The 17,095-nt window shown below is 46.8% G+C and carries 16 protein-coding genes; 5 read left to right on the plus strand and 11 right to left on the minus strand.

Annotated features, from left to right (window positions below):
• Positions 1-24: 24 nt before the first annotated feature.
• Entirely contained in the window at positions 25-546 is a 522-nt protein-coding gene (locus C0638_RS23505) for a YceD family protein (RefSeq protein WP_058710932.1), read from the minus strand.
• Positions 547-895: 349 nt separating this feature from the next.
• On the opposite strand from C0638_RS23505, the gene C0638_RS23510 reads away from it, so the two are divergent.
• Positions 896-2,131, plus strand: coding sequence for a nucleotidyltransferase (locus C0638_RS23510; RefSeq protein ID WP_058710933.1), 1,236 nt, complete (start codon positions 896-898; stop codon positions 2,129-2,131).
• Here the strand turns inward: C0638_RS23510 and C0638_RS23515 are convergent.
• Complete coding sequence (locus C0638_RS23515; RefSeq protein ID WP_058710934.1) at positions 2,121-3,152, minus strand: SepM family pheromone-processing serine protease; 1,032 nt, start codon at positions 3,150-3,152, stop codon at positions 2,121-2,123. The two genes, C0638_RS23510 and C0638_RS23515, sit on opposite strands and share 11 nt — an antisense overlap.
• Before the next feature lie 197 nt (positions 3,153-3,349).
• Between C0638_RS23515 and C0638_RS23520 the strand changes: the two genes are divergently transcribed.
• A complete protein-coding gene (locus C0638_RS23520) occupies positions 3,350-4,633 on the plus strand; it encodes a hypothetical protein (RefSeq protein WP_058710935.1) in 1,284 nt (427 codons plus the stop codon).
• On the opposite strand, the gene coaD is transcribed toward C0638_RS23520, so the two are convergent.
• The 8 genes from coaD to C0638_RS23565 all read right to left on the minus strand — a co-directional run bounded on the left by coaD (position 4,596) and on the right by C0638_RS23565 (position 11,632).
• Positions 4,596-5,117: a pantetheine-phosphate adenylyltransferase gene (gene coaD / locus C0638_RS23525; RefSeq protein WP_013370628.1), complete on the minus strand. Its 522-nt coding sequence runs from the start codon at positions 5,115-5,117 to the stop codon at positions 4,596-4,598. The two genes, C0638_RS23520 and coaD, sit on opposite strands and share 38 nt — an antisense overlap.
• On the minus strand, positions 5,110-5,751 hold the full coding sequence (gene rsmD, locus C0638_RS23530; RefSeq protein ID WP_025679487.1) for a 16S rRNA (guanine(966)-N(2))-methyltransferase RsmD: 642 nt from the start codon (positions 5,749-5,751) through the stop codon (positions 5,110-5,112). The genes coaD and rsmD overlap by 8 nt, the downstream gene beginning before the upstream one ends.
• Before the next feature lie 315 nt (positions 5,752-6,066).
• On the minus strand, positions 6,067-6,189 hold the full coding sequence (locus tag C0638_RS23540) for a cyclic lactone autoinducer peptide (RefSeq protein WP_013370626.1): 123 nt from the start codon (positions 6,187-6,189) through the stop codon (positions 6,067-6,069).
• A 5-nt stretch (positions 6,190-6,194) separates the two neighbouring features.
• The gene (locus C0638_RS23545; RefSeq protein WP_058710936.1) at positions 6,195-6,710 is read right to left on the minus strand and encodes an accessory gene regulator ArgB-like protein; all 516 of its coding nucleotides are present in this window, start codon (positions 6,708-6,710) and stop codon (positions 6,195-6,197) included.
• A complete protein-coding gene (locus C0638_RS23550; RefSeq protein ID WP_058710937.1) occupies positions 6,703-7,335 on the minus strand; it encodes a hypothetical protein in 633 nt (210 codons plus the stop codon). Before C0638_RS23550 ends, C0638_RS23545 begins: the two co-directional genes overlap by 8 nt.
• A gap of 170 nt (positions 7,336-7,505) precedes the next feature.
• The gene (locus tag C0638_RS23555) at positions 7,506-8,624 is read right to left on the minus strand and encodes an acyltransferase family protein (RefSeq protein ID WP_058710938.1); all 1,119 of its coding nucleotides are present in this window, start codon (positions 8,622-8,624) and stop codon (positions 7,506-7,508) included.
• A gap of 160 nt (positions 8,625-8,784) precedes the next feature.
• Positions 8,785-10,602, minus strand: a complete 1,818-nt coding sequence (locus tag C0638_RS23560; RefSeq protein WP_013370622.1) for an APC family permease — start codon at positions 10,600-10,602, stop codon at positions 8,785-8,787.
• A gap of 193 nt (positions 10,603-10,795) precedes the next feature.
• The gene (locus tag C0638_RS23565; RefSeq protein WP_013370621.1) at positions 10,796-11,632 is read right to left on the minus strand and encodes an AraC family transcriptional regulator; all 837 of its coding nucleotides are present in this window, start codon (positions 11,630-11,632) and stop codon (positions 10,796-10,798) included.
• Between the two features lie 137 nt (positions 11,633-11,769).
• Here C0638_RS23565 and C0638_RS23570 point away from each other — a divergent pair, with 137 nt between their 5' ends.
• The 3 genes from C0638_RS23570 to C0638_RS23580 all read left to right on the plus strand — a co-directional run bounded on the left by C0638_RS23570 (position 11,770) and on the right by C0638_RS23580 (position 15,929).
• The gene (locus C0638_RS23570; protein WP_058710939.1) at positions 11,770-13,797 is read left to right on the plus strand and encodes a beta-galactosidase; all 2,028 of its coding nucleotides are present in this window, start codon (positions 11,770-11,772) and stop codon (positions 13,795-13,797) included.
• A gap of 68 nt (positions 13,798-13,865) precedes the next feature.
• Entirely contained in the window at positions 13,866-15,092 is a 1,227-nt protein-coding gene (locus C0638_RS23575) for an MFS transporter (RefSeq protein WP_058710940.1), read from the plus strand.
• Positions 15,093-15,302: 210 nt separating this feature from the next.
• Positions 15,303-15,929: a BclA C-terminal domain-containing protein gene (locus C0638_RS23580; RefSeq protein ID WP_058710941.1), complete on the plus strand. Its 627-nt coding sequence runs from the start codon at positions 15,303-15,305 to the stop codon at positions 15,927-15,929.
• 74 nt (positions 15,930-16,003) lie between these two features.
• Here C0638_RS23580 and C0638_RS23585 read toward each other — a convergent pair whose 3' ends face one another.
• The gene (locus C0638_RS23585) at positions 16,004-16,834 is read right to left on the minus strand and encodes a DegV family protein (protein ID WP_013370617.1); all 831 of its coding nucleotides are present in this window, start codon (positions 16,832-16,834) and stop codon (positions 16,004-16,006) included.
• Positions 16,835-17,095: the final 261 nt, after the last annotated feature.

Here is a 17,095-nt window from a genome sequence, read left to right on the forward strand (position 1 = left end):
TTTTTTCAGAATTGAACTCAATTCTCATTTAAAAAAATCCTTAAGCCCTGCCAGACGCGGATCAATCTTTTCCGTATCACCATCGTTACTGTTATCGGAGCCAAGGCTCCAGTCTTGTCCGGCCGCTGGCGCGATGCCCTGACAATCCTCACTGCATACAGGCGCAAACGGCACATGCAGTACAAACAGTTCTTCACAATACGGTGCAATGTCGAAGGAATCCTCCGTCACTGCGATAAAATCGCCATCTTCATCCTCCTCTTCAACACTTGAAGATGAGGTTTGCTTAAACCGTTCACGGAATTCAATTTTCAAATCCTCGTGCATCGGGCTCAAACAGCGTGAGCAAAGCATGTCCAGACCTGCGGTCAACGTGCCTTCCACACTCATCGAGCCTTGGCCCAGACTAACGGCGACCAAGTCGGTCTCCAGCGGGGAAACGGCTGTAACATCAGCACGATCATCCACCAATTCACTCACATTAAGAGATTCACGGATAGGAAAGGGACCGTCACTTGTTGCTACTTTGCGAAAAAATAGTTGCATCACTATCACTCCAAACAAACAAAAATTATTATAACGACTGATCGAGTCGTTTGTCAACACCTTTCACTTTACACCACTTACAAATCCATTGGTTTTCCAATGGTTCGGTAAGATCTATGCGGATGAAAAAATGTGTTGTATTCATCATGTACCTGTGAGTATTCGTACCCCCGCCACTCTTCGTGTACAATAATGCGAGTATAAAGCTTTTTGCTCTAGGTCTCAATGGTCTTGTTGAAGTGCATGATGAAATACCAGATAGCTGCCCTGAAAACATGCATTCGCTGGTAGTAAACCACTCAAAATAGTTATCAAATAAGCTACTAAAGAAAGGAGCCGACATACAGTTTTGAAAACACTCGGTATCATTGTAGAGTATAATCCCCTGCATAACGGACATGTCCATCACTGGAAGGAGTCTCTTCGTATCACTGGTGCACAGCGCACGGTGGCTGTGATGAGTGGTCCCTTCCTTCAACGGGGCGAACCCGCGATTACAGACAAATGGTCGCGCACCGAAATGGCACTCGCCATGGGCGTAGACCTGGTTCTGGAGCTGCCTGTAGCCTATGCTGTCCAGCCCGCAGAATGGTTTGCCCGCGGCGCGGTGACCTTGCTGTGCGCGACGGGCATCGTCGATGCGCTTTGCTTCGGCAGCGAGAGCGGAGACATCGCCCCGCTGCACACGCTGGCCCGTGTGCTGGCGGCAGAGCCGGCCGAACTCAAGGCCGGCATCGCCCAGCGCCTGAGCAAGGGCGCGAGCTATCCCGCCGCCTACGCGGGAGCCGCAGCCGCGCTGGCGGCCGAAGGAGCGGACGGCGCTGCGCTCGCCGCTCTCATGCAGCAGCCCAACAATACGCTGGGGCTGCATTACTTGATTGCGCTGGAACGACTGGGCAGCACGATCAAGCCCTTCACGGTAGCCCGCACGGGATCGGGCTACCACGAAGCCGTGGCTCCTGCGGACGGAGTCATCGCCAGCGCCACGGCCATCCGCCGTCTGCTGCTGGACGGCGGGCCGGAGGCCGCATCGCCGTACGTACCTGCGGCGACCCTGGAGATTTTGCAGCGCGAGTGGCAAGAAGAACGCGCCCCGCTGCATTGGGAAGCGTTCTGCCAGCCACTGCTGAACGCCCTGATCACGCGGAGCCCGCAGCAGCTGGCAGAGCTGCACGAGGTCACCGAAGGACTGGAGCACCGTCTGCAGCAATCGCTGTACACGCTGCCCCAGCCCTCTGTGGAGGCTCTGTTTGCCGCTGTCAAGACAAAACGCTATACTCGTACGAAGCTTCAGCGAATGTGTACACATATTTTGCTGAATCATGCCAAAGCCGATATGACTCCCGCTGAGCTGGCGAAAGGTCCCGGCTATATCCGCGTGCTCGGCTTTAACAGGGCTGGACGCAAGCTGCTGGCGCAAATGAAAGACACAGCCGCCCTGCCAGTATGGGTCAAGCCGTCTGCCGGGTCACATGCCCATCTGGACTGGGATACTGCCGCCGCCGCCATACATGCAGCCGGGATGCCGCGTCCCGCCATCCGTCACATGTATGCTGATTACTTACGGCCCCCCGTTATGGTTTAATAGGCAGCTTTTCCATATAATTCAGCGCATCGCCAAGCTTGCGAACCGGGACAAGCTTCATCTGGGTTCCGATTTGCTCTGCTTTGGCTTTAGCCTCTTTATAATTATCCGCCGGGACGAAAAACAATTCCGCGCCCTGACGGTCAGCAGCGACAATTTTATACTTGGCACCACCAATCGCTCCAACCTGACCGTCCTTATCAATAGTACCCGTACCGGCTACACGATATCCCTTACTTAAGTCACCTGGTGTCAGCTGGTTATAGATTTCCATAGTAAACATCAAACCTGCTGAAGGACCACCGACATCCGTGGATGTAAAATGAATCGTTTTACGTCCATCCTTCGGCTCTACCTTCTGTACCGTGGCAATACTGACGCCAAACCCGGAACGTTCTTTTCCCGTCTCACTGTCCGTGATGGTTGTTAATGGAGCTTGCACTGCCAGCAACTTTCCATCGCGCTTTAGCTCCACTTTAGCCAGCGTTCCCGGTTTCTCATCCTCCAAGGCCTTCCGAATGGAATGATTATCAGTTACCCTCGTACCGTTCAACTCTAATATTTCATCTCCGGGCTCAAACACGCTGTTCGGTCCCGGAACCTTAAATACATATACATAATCCGGCACAATGCGATAGGGAACATGAGCACGGGTATAGGCAGCCTCCATCGCGGAAGATTGGGAATCCCCCATATACCATACCTGCTCTGCTGCATATTCATCTTCACTTCTGCCATGCAGACGATCCTCTTTGCGCTGAATCTCCGAGTTGCTGTCCAGCTTGGACATAGCTAGCATGATGACATTGGCATATCTCGCCGATACCGTCGTCATCATAAAACTCCCCCGTTCGCTGCTATCCCCTTCCTGTACTTTAACCATCGGTTTGATCTCGTTTGCCCCACCTGGTCCATAGATCAGATAAGGGGTTGGCATATAAACCAGCACATAGACCATTGCAGCCAGTATTAAGACATAACCGGTTGTAAAAAAGGCTCTTTTCCGGTTAATTTGCATCATTGCTTCTCCCCCTTGCAGCCTAACTTCTCCTATCTTACCCAAGTGCCTTTGCACCACCTGTTCTCAAGCCTTCCAAAAAAGCATACATTGTTTACGACAACGTGTACGAGCAACCTCTACCCAGACAATGAACGTGAATAAACGCTGGAGACAGCATCCGACTCTCCTTAGTATATTTATGAGAGGTGAACTCTTTGATGCAAAAGGAAGCCCGCCCTGCTCCTTATTGGACAACCTTGCTGCTTGGCCTCGGAGCCATTTTGCTTGTAGTGGCTATTGTCGCCTCACCAGAAGAAGTATTTCAAGCCTCTACCCAGGGGCTTAAGTTATGGTGGAGCATTATTTTCCCGGCCATGCTGCCCTTTTTGATGCTATCTGAAATGCTCATCGCCTTTGGTCTGGTACATGGTCTAGGTGTTCTGCTGGAGCCGTTCATGCGATTTTGGTTTCGGCTGCCAGGACGAAGCGGCTGGGTGTTGGCCCTCGGCCTAACTGCGGGATTCCCAGCTGCTGCGGAAGCGGTACGCCAATGGGCACAGCAGGAGGATATGACCCCGCTTCAGCTTCGACGTCTTACGGCTATCGCTCATTTCTGCAATCCGATTACGATCCTGCTCGTCATTGGCACAGGACTGCTGCACAATGCTGCTGTAGGCGGGCTGTTACTTGCCGTTCACTGGATTTCTGGGCTGCTGGCAGGCTGGATCACAGCCAGATTACCTGAATCGTCCAGAAAATCGAAAAAACGGGAAACGCCAGCTGCCATCCGGCGCGCTTCTGTTTCCCGCCCTACCACCTCCCTGATCCGATCCGCATGGGAAGCTACCCGCTCTGCCAAAGAACGGGACGGTCGCAGTTTTGGAAAACTGTTAGGCGAAACCGTATCCCATGCTGTACAGACGCTGATGGTGACAGGTGGATTCATTATTTTCTTTTCCGTACTGATTCGGCTGCTAACCCTATACTCAGGTCAAGTGACGCTTTCTATGGTGTGGCCTGCCTGGATGGAAATCCATCTGGGTTCCTATGAAATCAGCCGTCTGCCCAACGATCTCCGTACACAAGCAGCGCTGATCAGCGCTGTGTTAGGCTGGGGCGGCTTGTGCGGCTGGCTTCAAATTACCGCCGTCACCAGACCTTCCGACAAGGGCATCACCTTCACCTTATCACGAGTGCTCCATGGGATCATTGCTTTTGGACTGACCTTGGCGGCATGGACTCCGCTTAGCCACATTGTCAGTAATACAATTCCTGCTTACATCAGTCGCAGTTCTGTATCTTCTTTTTCGGAAAGTGTAAATGACTCTGGTGTACAATCTGTCATGGTCGGAGCCAGCAGTTTATTAACACAAATAGAAGGAACATCCATGTACCCCTGGCAACTGACCGTACTGTCCGTCGTACTTCTAAGTACGATTATACTTGCTCTGCTCGCCGTTTCCTTTATGACTTCATGGTGGAGCCACCGCGATTCGCGCTAACCTTTGCACGCAGTGCGTCTTCCACCTCTGGTGACACCAGATCTACGACCTTGCCATCAAAATGCGCAATTTCCTTCACCATACTGGAACTCAGATATGAATAAGCCGGATTGGTCATCATAAAGATCGTTTCCGCATCCGGGTTCAGCTTATGATTTGTAGAGGCCAATTGCAGCTCATATTCAAAATCGGTCACTGACCGGATTCCTCTGACAATAACCTGAGCCCCTTTTTGACGTACATAATTAGCTGTCAAATCACGAAAGCTGTCCACTTCAACGTTCGGAATATCGCGAGTTACCGTCCGCAGCAGCTCCATTCGCTCCTCAAGTGAAAACAGCGGATTTTTACTAATATTGTTAAGAACCGCGACAATCAGTAAATCAAACTGTCGGGCCGCTCTTTGAATAATATCCTGATGCCCCATCGTCACGGGATCAAAGGTTCCCGGATATACGGCAACACGTGGTTTGTGCTCAATCATGATGGTCCTCCCCGTCTGATTCGGTGATGCCGAATTTGCCCCCTTCGGCTTCTGTATGTTCTTCGGCGTCTGACAAAGCATCATCTGCAAAGTGATAAATGGATAACGCCGTTTCACCATAGACCGCTTTTCTAACCTGTTCAAACGGTCCGAAACTTATCGGATACTCATGTCCCGATTCATACTCCAGTACGATGATTGCACCTGAACGAAGCAAGTCCAACTCTGCCATGCGGCTCATCAATTCATCCCCGTGCTTGAGACGATAAGGCGGGTCCAGAAAAACAGCATCAAAAAGAGCTCCACGTTTTGCCAGCGCCTTGAGCGCTCGTCCGGCATCATTGCGGAACACTTCTGCCTTTCCTTCCAATCCAGTTTTTCGCAAATTTTCTTTAATGACATCAATGCTTTTGGATTCCATATCAATAAAAACTGCCTTGTCCATTCCCCGACTAAGCGCCTCTATCCCCAGGCCGCCACTGCCAGCAAACAAATCAAGCGCGACTCCTCCATCAAAATAAGGACCTATCATGCTAAATAGCGCTTCCTTGACCTTATCCGTGGTCGGTCGCGTCCCGGTGCCGGGAACTGCCTTTAACGGCCTTCCTTTGGCACTACCCGATACCACTCTCACGCTGAAACTCACCTATTTTCTATATGTGTTCATAACCATATAAAGATTATGACGTTATCGTACCACATGCACCGCCGTTTGAAAAACTTAGTGATGAAGCAGGTATAAAAAACCATCTCCTGGGCATCCTTAGGATATCGGCATTCAACCAATGTCGTAGACAACCGCGGAGAAGACTTACGTTTCCCCATAAGCTCTTCGTCCGGTTTCTCCTCTCCCATTCGGGCGCTCTTTCGTAGAGCGCCTGTTTTTTTACATAAAAAGAAGCTGCTTTAAAGCAGCTTTATGTATTATTTTTTCTAATCTGCATTTTGCTTATTTCAGCAGTTCTTCGGGTGTATCCCCTTGATAAACATACACATAACTTGCCACCGATACAGCAAATGTCGCAAACATAGACAACGATGTGGCTAACCCGTATACTACTTTTTTCATCATTCCACTCACCTCCTTCCCCGAATCAATGTTAGGCTTTGAAGCAAAAAAGCAACAGCCACTACAGAAGAACCAATAACAAAATTTGTACATACAAGCAAGGAGGATAACAATCGCAAGAGGGGATAAAACCGGACTGGAATGCGCGACTGCTTTTCAATTCTGGACGGGGCAAAGCATAAAACAAGAATGAGCGCGATTCCGTTAAACAGGTTTGTCAACCCATTATTTAAGGAAATGCAAGATATGTATGTAAAAGCTACAGAGGTCACCAACACACATGCCATACCCGTTTTCAAGTGAATACCACCAGATACTTGGCGCAGCAAAGCAAAAGCAACGAGAATCGTTGCAGCTTCTACCATCCGCCCCGTGAAGAATGAGGCGAATAGTGTCAACAAGATGATCATAGACGCATTCAGAATGAGAGCGAGTGCGTATTTAAGCACTGGGACGGAGGCCGGATGATCAGGCACAATACGTTTAATCTGGTTAGCAATTTTGAAGGCCATCGTTTCAATCATCTCGGTATTCCTTTCCGACTGCATAGTAGATAAAAAATCCCGATACCAGTGCAAAAAATATCATACTCAACCATACTTCGCTATAGTAAAGCACAATAGAGGTTGAAATGAGAGACAGAATGATCAAGGTAATAACAATGCCATATTCCTCTTTGAACTTAAGCTTTTTGAAATTTGGGGAAAAGCCGATCTCTTTTCGATACAATATAAATGAAATAAGTAGTCCTGTTGCTGCGCTAACCACTTGTAACAGATAGCCCTTCAAGGACCCGTTCTGCAGCTCAGAAATCGGCAGGTTACCGAACATAGCCTTCAGGAGTACCGATTGAATAACGGCATATGCAAAATAACCGGTAACTGTCATAATACCTGACCAAACAATCGGGATCTTCACCACCGTAGCAAGTAAAAAAATAAAAAGCAGCATATTAATGACAGGTACCAAATATGAAAGTGAAAATTCCTCTCGGAGCAAATAACTTTGCAGGTTCATAATCAGGTTTACAAAAATAGCCTGCCATAGATAGGGAGTCATTCTAACTTTAAAGATACTTAAAATTAGCGCAAAAACAGCTACTCCTTCCAGTGTAGAGAAAAATAAAAAGCCGAGTGGCTCCAAAAGCATACGTGCATCTCCTTTACAATTCCAACAAACCTCATCGGTGTATTCAAAAACTTGGATGTACATCGAATATAAAGGGCTGGGAGCTACTTTTCAAGGGGTCTTTTCAATAATTTCGTAGATTTATTCAAGCACTTCAACCAAATGTTATCTGATGCTGCTTCAAGTTGCAACTAGGCAACACTTTCTTTGACCGAATCTTCCTGCTTGCGTACAGATTTTATACGTGATATAAGCTTTTTCCCCAATCGGATGCCGGGCTGTTCTATCCATATGTAGGTAAACCAGGAAAGTCCAGCGGTGATTAGCAACGTCATGATGAACATAAGTGTGAGGCTGACCAAAGGAGCAAACGGTAATTTAATCTGTATGATTAGCCCCAGGACCAGCATATGCGTCAAATACATGCTATAGCTGAGGCGGCCGATCCATGACCACACCTGATTAAGCAGCCACATCGGCTGCCAATGATACAAAGCATACGCTCCCAGCAACAACCCGACACCTAAGAGATAATCCGCCATACCTCCAAAAAACGCAAACAGCACAGTACCAAGCAGCAAGCCGCCACTGAGCGCGTCTACACTTTTCCAATGACGCTCGTCTTTCCAAATGAAAAACAACAATATACCCAGTCCAAAGACAGGCAACTGATTCGGAAACCATAAATACAAATAGTGCCCCCATAAAGAGTGATCACTAATTAGTGGATATTGAGCAAACACCGTATTTAGCCCAAAGCTTGCCACAAGCACCATCATGACAAACCAAGTCGCATGGCGAACCGATCGAGTCAACTTAAATAAGAGAGGGATAAACAGATAAAACATGCATTCCACCGCAATAGACCATTCCACACCGATAATGCTGTTGATCCAATACGGATTGAGACCGTTCAAAAACAGAACATGGGCTGCAATATTAGTGGCAGTAACCCCCTCCTGATCCCCAAGCCAAAATCGTGGACCCGTCCCATTCACAGCTAAATAGATTCCTAGCATCACGTAATACAAGGGTGCAATCCGAAAAAAACGACGCAACAGGTAGGCCGCCATTCCTTCTCTCTTGTCACTCGAACGCCTGCTTAGGGATAAAAACAGCGTAAAAGCGCTGGCCATATAAAATAAAGCGACTCCTTTGGCTCCTATGCTCAAGCCTTTTTGCAACCAACCGTTTAATCCGTCCACATGCTGACTGACATGCACAAGTAACACTCCCATAATCGCCAGCGCCCTTAGCGTATCTACAAATTGCAACTTATCTTGTTCCATCTTCCCCTTGTCTTCGGGCATCGTATCCCTCCATAACAAATTCAAATGATACATTTTGTATCTATAATACACAAAATGTATCACTCAAGTAAATATCCCCATTATGTAAAAAAACACCCTCTGACCACACCAAGATGCGGTCAAAAAGTGTTGATTTTATCATGCTATAATCAGCTGTTCTCTATTTGTTTAAATGAAAAGGTACGGTCGTTACGATGACATCTTTGTAGTTAATCAAATAGGCTCTCATCAGCAAACTGGTCTGATTATGCAGTATATTTTCCCACCAGTGTTTAGTGATAAATTGTGGAATGAGAACTGTAATATGATCCTCGTCTGCTTTTTTCCACTCTACTGTATCAATGAACTTGCGAAGCGGATTAATGATACTGCGATAACGCGATCTCAGCACTACTAAACGTATACCCACATCCCACTCTTCCCACTTCTGTTCCATTTTTTGAATCGCTTCATCGTCCACACCTACATATACGGCAACCACATTGTCCGACAGAGTTTTGGCATAGCTGATGGTATTCATGACGACTCGTGTAATGCCTGCCACCGGAATAATAATCGTGTTGCCTTTGACCATAGGTTTGTCCTTTGTGATATCAATGCGCAGCTGTTCAGCCGTATTTTTGTAATGCTTATTAATCTTCATAAAGAAATATAATACCAAAGGCAGGAAGATAAAGACTACCCATACCTGGCTAAACTTAGTAAAGATAAAGATAAGCGTAATTGACAGCGTGGTTAGCATCCCGACCGTATTAATAGCCAATTTGACGACCCAGCCAGCTGGTTTGAGCCGAATCCACCGAATCATCATACCAAGCTGTGACAAGGTAAACGGAATAAATACCCCTACGGCATAAAGCGGGATGAGGTTTTCTGTGTTGCCACCAAAAACGATGACCAGCAATGCCGAGAAGATACTCAGAAACAGGATGCCGTTAGAATAGCCGAGTCGATCTCCACGAACCATGAACATATGCGGCATGTATTTGTCTTTCGCGAGCATAAAAGCGAGCAACGGAAAAGCTGAATAAGCTGTGTTGGCCGCCAAAAACAAGATAAGTGCCGTCACGCCTTGAATGATGTAATACATCACACCGCGCCCAAAAGTAGCATTCGCAATTTGCGAAATCACTGTTTCTTGCGGATTAGGACGAACACCGTACCAATAAGCCAGCAAACTAATTCCGATAAACATACAGCCGAGAATCAAGCCCATCATCATCAATGTAGTTGCCGCATTTTTGGCAGCAGGCTTGCGGAAGTTCGGAATGGCATTTGAGACAGCTTCTACACCGGTTAGCGCCGAACAGCCCGAGCTAAATGCTTTTAGTAAGAGAAACAGACTGACGTTAGATACCGTAGCTCCAAATTGCGGCGCCGCCGCATGGGCTCCTCCTGCCAGATAGTGAATGATACCACTAATAATCAGAACAAAAATGGCAACAACAAATAAGTAAATCGGTATAGCCAGCACCGAGGCAGATTCCGTCACCCCGCGCAAGTTCATAATAGTCAAAAAGATAATCATCACTAAAGCAATTGCGATTCGATGATCATGTAACGATGGGAACGCCGATGTAATGGCATCTGTACCTGCCGATGAGCTAACAGCTACCGTTAGAATATAATCGACCAGCAGAGAGCCGCCTGCAATCAGACTCGGACTCTTTCCTAAATTGTCCTGTGCAACAATGTAGGCTCCCCCACCACCAGGATAGGAAAAAATGGTCTGTCTATACGATAGGATCAGAATGATAAGCAAACCCAATACCGCAATGGATATAGGGATAGAATACCATAGGGCAGCAAAGCCCGCTGTAATTAAAACCAGCAGAATCTGCTCCGTTCCGTAAGCTACAGAGGACAATGCATCTGAGGACAGAATGGCCAGTGCCTTGAGCTTATTCAGTTTCTCATCTTCAAGGGCCGTCGATTTTCGCGGACGACCGATTAATAACCTTTTGACTTTACTTAGCATTTCGTTGACTCCTTCTTTGGATGAGGGTTTTGCAAAAGAAATATGAATCGGATATTTATTATGTCACCTGCACATCAGATTGATGAAACAAATGAACTATTATTTTATACTCCCTCATCCAGAAAAAAACAATAAGGAATGCTCCCTAAAAAGAGCATTCCCGAGTAAGAAAGAGTATTTCGATAAAATACCCTTATGTATACAGTATTTTGAACCTTTCCGGCGTAATTCCTTCCGCCCGGCGGAAAGTTGCCACAAAATGACTGACATCCCGGAAGCCTACGCGCTCAGAAATCTCCTTTACCGTTAATTGCGGATACTCTGTCATCATCTCCTTAGCCTTCCGCAACCGAATTACAATCAGATAAGCATACGAAGTCACACCGAACGCTTGCTTAAACAATGTATTTAAATGACGAGCGCTGACATTCATCATAACGGCCATATCCCTTAAACCCACATCTGGGCTGGCATAATTTTGCTCCATAAAGGTCAGTACAGGGGTTAAACGTTCCACATTGTGAGATAAGGAAGGCATCGAGCTATGTTGTCCATGTTTACGCAGCAGAGTCAGAAAACGGTACATATTGGCCGAAGCATCTAATCCAGACAAATCACGTTCACTAACCATGGAGTGTAGCATGTTTTCCCCAAAGCTGTGCAGCTCGCTATCCGGGTCCCAATGGTACCCTCGCGTATGCTTCAATTCGAGTGCAGTCAATACAGCCGCGGCGATGGGTCCGTCAAATGTAATGTATAACGTTCGCCATACCTTGGTCGCCCGTCTGTATGCATGGGCTTCACCAGGCAGTAGCAGAACCCCGGACTGCTCACCCAAACGGAAGGTTCCCCCTTTATATGTAAACATCCCCTCACCTGACACCGTCTGAATCCAGTGAAAGCAAGGATAGCCCTCTGGACGGGAAACATCCTCCTGTCTGCTATTAAATCCGATACTTTCAATAAAAAGGGGTAAAGAGTGCTCACGAGTAGTCAGGAAAAATCGCAAATGATGGGGAGTCAAAATCATAATAAGCACCTCCGGCGTATGCGGTATCTATTTCTCATGTAGATCCATATTGTTATATACATGTTCATTTTATTATATTTAAAAGCATTTATTTGTATTATAAGATAGGATTATTCTTATATACAGAGGTGATTGGCATGATAAGCAGCAAACTTCCTAAAGTATTTTACGGTGGGGATTACAATCCTGAGCAATGGGATGAGGCCACGCATCAGGAGGATTTACGGATGTTCAGACAGGCAGGAATTGATATCGCCACACTCAACGTTTTCTCATGGGCTAAAATTCAGTCTGACGAAATCACATATCATTTTGAGTGGCTGGATCAGTTGATTGATAATCTTTATGAAAGCGATATCTTCGTTTGTCTAGCTACTAGTACGGCAGCGCATCCTGCTTGGATGGCTACCCGTTATCCCGACATTCTTCGGGTCGATGCTGACGGGCGTAAGCGAAAATTCGGAGGACGACATAACTCTTGTCCGAACAGTCCAACCTATCGAATATACGCAGAGCAGATGGCTGACCGACTTGCAGAGCGATACAAAGACCATCCCGCAATCCTCGTGTGGCACGTATCCAATGAGTATGGCGGGGATTGCTATTGTGACAATTGTGCCGCAGCGTTCCGGGTATGGCTCAAACAAAAATACGAATCACTAGAAGAGCTAAACCGGGTGTGGAATACTTCCTTCTGGGGTCACACCTTCTATGATTGGGATGAAATTGTACCTCCAAATAATCTGAGTGAGCATTGGGGAGAAAATCACTCCACATTTCAGGGCATATCCCTTGATTATGCGCGCTTCAATTCAGACAGTATGCTGGATTGCTACCTGCTGGAATATAACGCGATTAAAAAACATATTCCCGATGCCGTGGTAACAACCAATCTGATGGGCTTTTTTAAGCAACTGGATTATTTTAAGTGGGCTAAGCACATGGATATAGTATCTTGGGACAGCTATCCCGGGGCTAATACCCCGATAAGCTATACGGCGATGGCGCACGACCTGATGCGCGGCTTGAAGGATGGGCAGCCCTTTATGCTGATGGAGCAAACACCGAGCCAACAGAATTGGCAGGCGTATAATTCACTTAAACGGCCTGGCGTTATGCGTTTATGGAGTTATCAGGCTGTAGCACATGGCGCGGATACGGTCATGTTTTTCCAGCTTCGCCGCTCGATCGGTGCTTGCGAGAAATTCCACGGGGCCGTAATTGAGCATGCCGGGCATGAGAACACACGTGTATTTCGCGAGGTGGCACAGCTTGGCAATGAGCTTGGCGCTTTAGGCAACACGCTGCTTGACGCGACTGTTCATGCCAAAGTAGCTATTTTGTTTGATTGGGACAATTGGTGGGCTTTGGAAAAGTCAAGCGGCCCTTCTGTCGCCTTGAAATACTTGGATCAGGTGCATAAGTATTATGCTACCCTCTTCCGGCGTAACGTACAGGTAGACCTGATTTCTGTGGATACAGATTTCCAAAAATATGATCTCATTATCGCGCCTGTACTCTACATGGTCAAGCCGGGTACTGCTGAGAAACTGGAACAATTCACAGAGCGTGGCGGCACCTTCTTAACGACCTTTTTCAGTGGCATTGTAAATGAAAACGATCTGGTTACAACCGGAGGATATCCTGGTAAACTGCGTAATTTACTCGGGATCTGGGTGGAGGAAATTGATGCGCTTCTGCCTGAATCACACAACCGCATTATATTGAAAGAAAAAGTGGGCGTATTAGAAGGTGAATATAAGTGTGAGTTGCTCTGCGACTTGCTGCATAGCGAAGGAGCCGAGGTGCTGGCGGAATACGGCGATGATTTCTATCAGGGCATGCCAGTACTGACACGCAATCGCTTTGGTCAAGGTGAAGCGTGGTATGTCGCTACTGACCCTGAGGAACCTTTCCTTGATGGTCTGCTGGGCTACATTTGTGAGCAAAAAGGGATTTCATCCCTGCTGCGTGCTCCTGCGGGCATAGAAGCCACTATGCGGTCCAAAGATGGAAAGTCTTATCTATTTGTTCTCAACCATAATGCCCAGACACAGCAATATCATCTGGATGACCAAAAAGGAAAAGAGCTGATCAGCGGAAAATTCCTGGAAGGAGATATTTCTATTGAAGGCTATGGCTTTCAAGTGCTGGAGCTATCCTAATCAATTCAATCTGACTTATACCACTCACTTTACTGCATAAAGGTAATTTAGTACCAAAGGAGTTAATCATGAAACGACTACTATGGATCGGCAGCTTGTCTTATTTTTTAATTGGTCTAGCACATGTGGTTGTAGGCTCCCTACTGCCCGTGTTGCTAGAGCATTACGGTAGAACCTATACGGATGGCGGAAGCCTGATTTTCGCTCAATTTTCCGGCTTTCTGGCTGGAGTTCTACTGTCACCGTGGCTTGCCCGGACGTTCGGCAAACGCCGAAGTCTGGTATTTGCCCTACTCCTGCTGTGTGCGGCTGAAGTGCTGTATTCACTTCTGCCGCCCTGGGGCTGGCTATATGCCGTCGGGGCAGTAGCCGGATTTGGCTTTGGGATGGTAGAAGCACTCATTGGTACTATTGTTATTGGAGGTATTACTCAAGGAACGGGCGCGGCTATGAGCCGTCTGGAAGTCTTTTTCGGGATCGGCGCCTTGGCTATGCCCGCTATCGCTAGCCAATTCATTGCTCTAGGTTGGTGGCGACTGGCATTTCCCATCATCTCCTTGTTTGCAGCCGTAGCCACTATAGCTTGGCTGCGTGGGTCCTTCGGCACACTGGACGCTCTATTGGACGAACAGGAACACCGAGGTGACAACCATAAGCGTTCCACTAATTCACTGGAGTCACCTACCGTAAAGGCTTCTAATAGCAGCCCTATAGGCAATTGGAAGCTACTTGCATTATTTATCGTTTTTTTCTTTATCTACGTAGGAACTGAGATGAGCCTGGCCAATTTCCTGCCCTCCATGTTTATCGAGCGACTCGGTCTCACACAAGCAGAAGCAGCACTCAGTGTCACCTGCTTTTGGTTGGCAATGGCCTTCGGACGGTTATTTACAGGCTACATTGCCGATCGATACGGCTACGGTGTCTTTGTCGCTCTGAGCTCACTGGCAGCGACCCTGCTGCTGTGTGTGTTCCCGTTGATCCAAGGCACTGCTGGTGCCTTTGTCCTTATCGTACTGCTGGGACTCGGCATGTCCGGCATCTTTTCCATCGCTCTTGTTTTTGCCAGCAAAATGATGCCAGGCACAGAAGAATCGACTACGAGCCTGCTTATCGGTGCAGGCGGAGTCGGAGGTGCCCTGCTGCCCTTATGGCTTGGAAACAGTATGGATCGTGGAGGAGCAGTTGCTTCAGCTTGGTTACTGGCGGGATTTGCTTGTATCCTGTGCCTGCTTGGCGGTATCCTGTACGCCCTATATGTACGCAAAAAGCGGCTTCAAACCGCTTCATCATGATATTAACCTACTACTGGCACCCCAAGTGTATCCTTAGATGACAACCAAGGATACATTTGGAGGTACTTTTTACATACTAGACGAATGTACCTTGTACAGAAGCCTGTTTTTAGTCAAAATAGATTGTTTCCTATGAAACACAGGACAGATATCCATGCCTCCTCTAGATGAATGGAGTACTATACAACAAACCATATGGAGGTGTTTGTATTGGGTCGTCCTGAATTGAACCGAAAAAAAGGCCGTAAAAAAGATGTTTTTGTCCGTGCCTGGTTTGATAAGCTAGAAAAAAAGTTTGAGGAAATGCCCCCCAAAAAAAGAGGCCGCTCGAAACGGAAATCGTTTGGTAAAGACATCATTGTCAAAAAGCAAGTTGTACGTGTGAATATTAATCAAGATGCTGAAGGGAATTCCAGAACCACAGGTGATTTAGCGCAGTTCGGTTACATTTATAATGTGAGGCCCCAACTCGTTTCGATTGAAGGGGAGGTTATTTTCGATACGAACGGCATACTTACACCTGGGATTGCTCACCTTCCAGGGACTACACAAATTGCTGTAGCCGATGCAGGGAAGTATGAAGTCCGCTTTTCGGTGTCGGGAGTAGAGCCCAACCAATTCGCCATCTTTATTAATGGCGCACCGGCTGAGGGAACCGTGTACGGCTCAGGAGCCGGGACACAGCAGAACACCGGGCAAGCCATCCTTGCTTTGGCATGCGGTGATGTCCTTACTCTGCGTAACCATAGCTCTACTGCTGCTGTTACCCTGCAAACACAGGCCGGAGGAACTCAAGCCAGCGTAAATGCCTCTGTTCTCATTAGAAAATTGGGATAGGCTTAGACTCATGCAAAGCCCCAATATACTAAAAAGGGTTTATCCATCGCACGAGGATAAACCCTGAATACTTTTTAAAAGGCGATAATGATCCCTTTGTCATTGGCATACATTGAACTAATTCCCCTGGTGGGCACAATATGAATATCTTTAAATTGATAACGGTTCTTCAAGGTATTCATTAACTTTTGTGCCAGTCCGGGATTATTGCAATGAGTAATAACGATGCTTTCTCCTTCGGTACTCCGACCACTTTTTTCAATGGTATCTGCCAACTTTTCAATGATTTGATTCTGACCACGGGCTTGAGTAAATAATGCGATGTTTCCGTCACCGTCTGAACCTAAAATAGGCCTGATATGCAAGAATGAAAGTATCTTTCCAGTAATTTTATTCATTCGTCCGTTCTTGACCAAATTATCCAAATTCTCTAACACAAAATAGGTTTTCATCTTGCTGATAAAGCTCTCCAAAGAAGAGATAATCTCGCTTTTATGATATCCTTCGTCAATCAGCTTGCGTAATTTTAGAGCTAACAAGAGTTGTCCAGCCGATGCGCTTTTCGAATCGAATACATGAACATCTGCCCCTTCTTCTTCCGCCATATCCTTTGCGACCAATGCACTGGAATACGAGCTGGACAGGTTGCTGGATAATGTAATGGCAAAAGAAGTATGCGCGCCTTGAAAGGCTTCCTTATATAGCATAGGTGACGGTGAAGCGGAACCAATCTTGGTTGTACAGGCTTTCATTTCTTCCATAAACTGAGGCAAGTCCAATGTATCATCATCTATGAAGCATTTTTCACCCAATGTCATGTTTAATGGAATCGTAGTTACTTGCATCTTTTCTTTAAGCTCTGTCGTTAAGTCGCAGCAACTATCTGCTATGATTTTATATCTCACCCAGTACACCCTCACATTATGTTATTTTTCACTAGAATCCGCATTCATCATATTCAAAGAAAGCTCAATTAACCACATCAGGCATTTCTATTTCTATTGCCACATCGCCTTTTTCCTTACTCCCGTAAGCGCTGCCGTAATTCTTGTTCTGGATACATGCAGATGATCTCGGTGTAAGGGGAAATTAATTCCATTATCTCGACGTTAAACTAAATATGGATACTATGTACTATAAAGAATTGCCAACAATAATAACAATGA

This window comes from Paenibacillus sp. lzh-N1 (assembly GCF_002872435.1).
Classification (GTDB): Bacteria; Bacillota; Bacilli; order Paenibacillales; family Paenibacillaceae; genus Paenibacillus; species Paenibacillus polymyxa_C.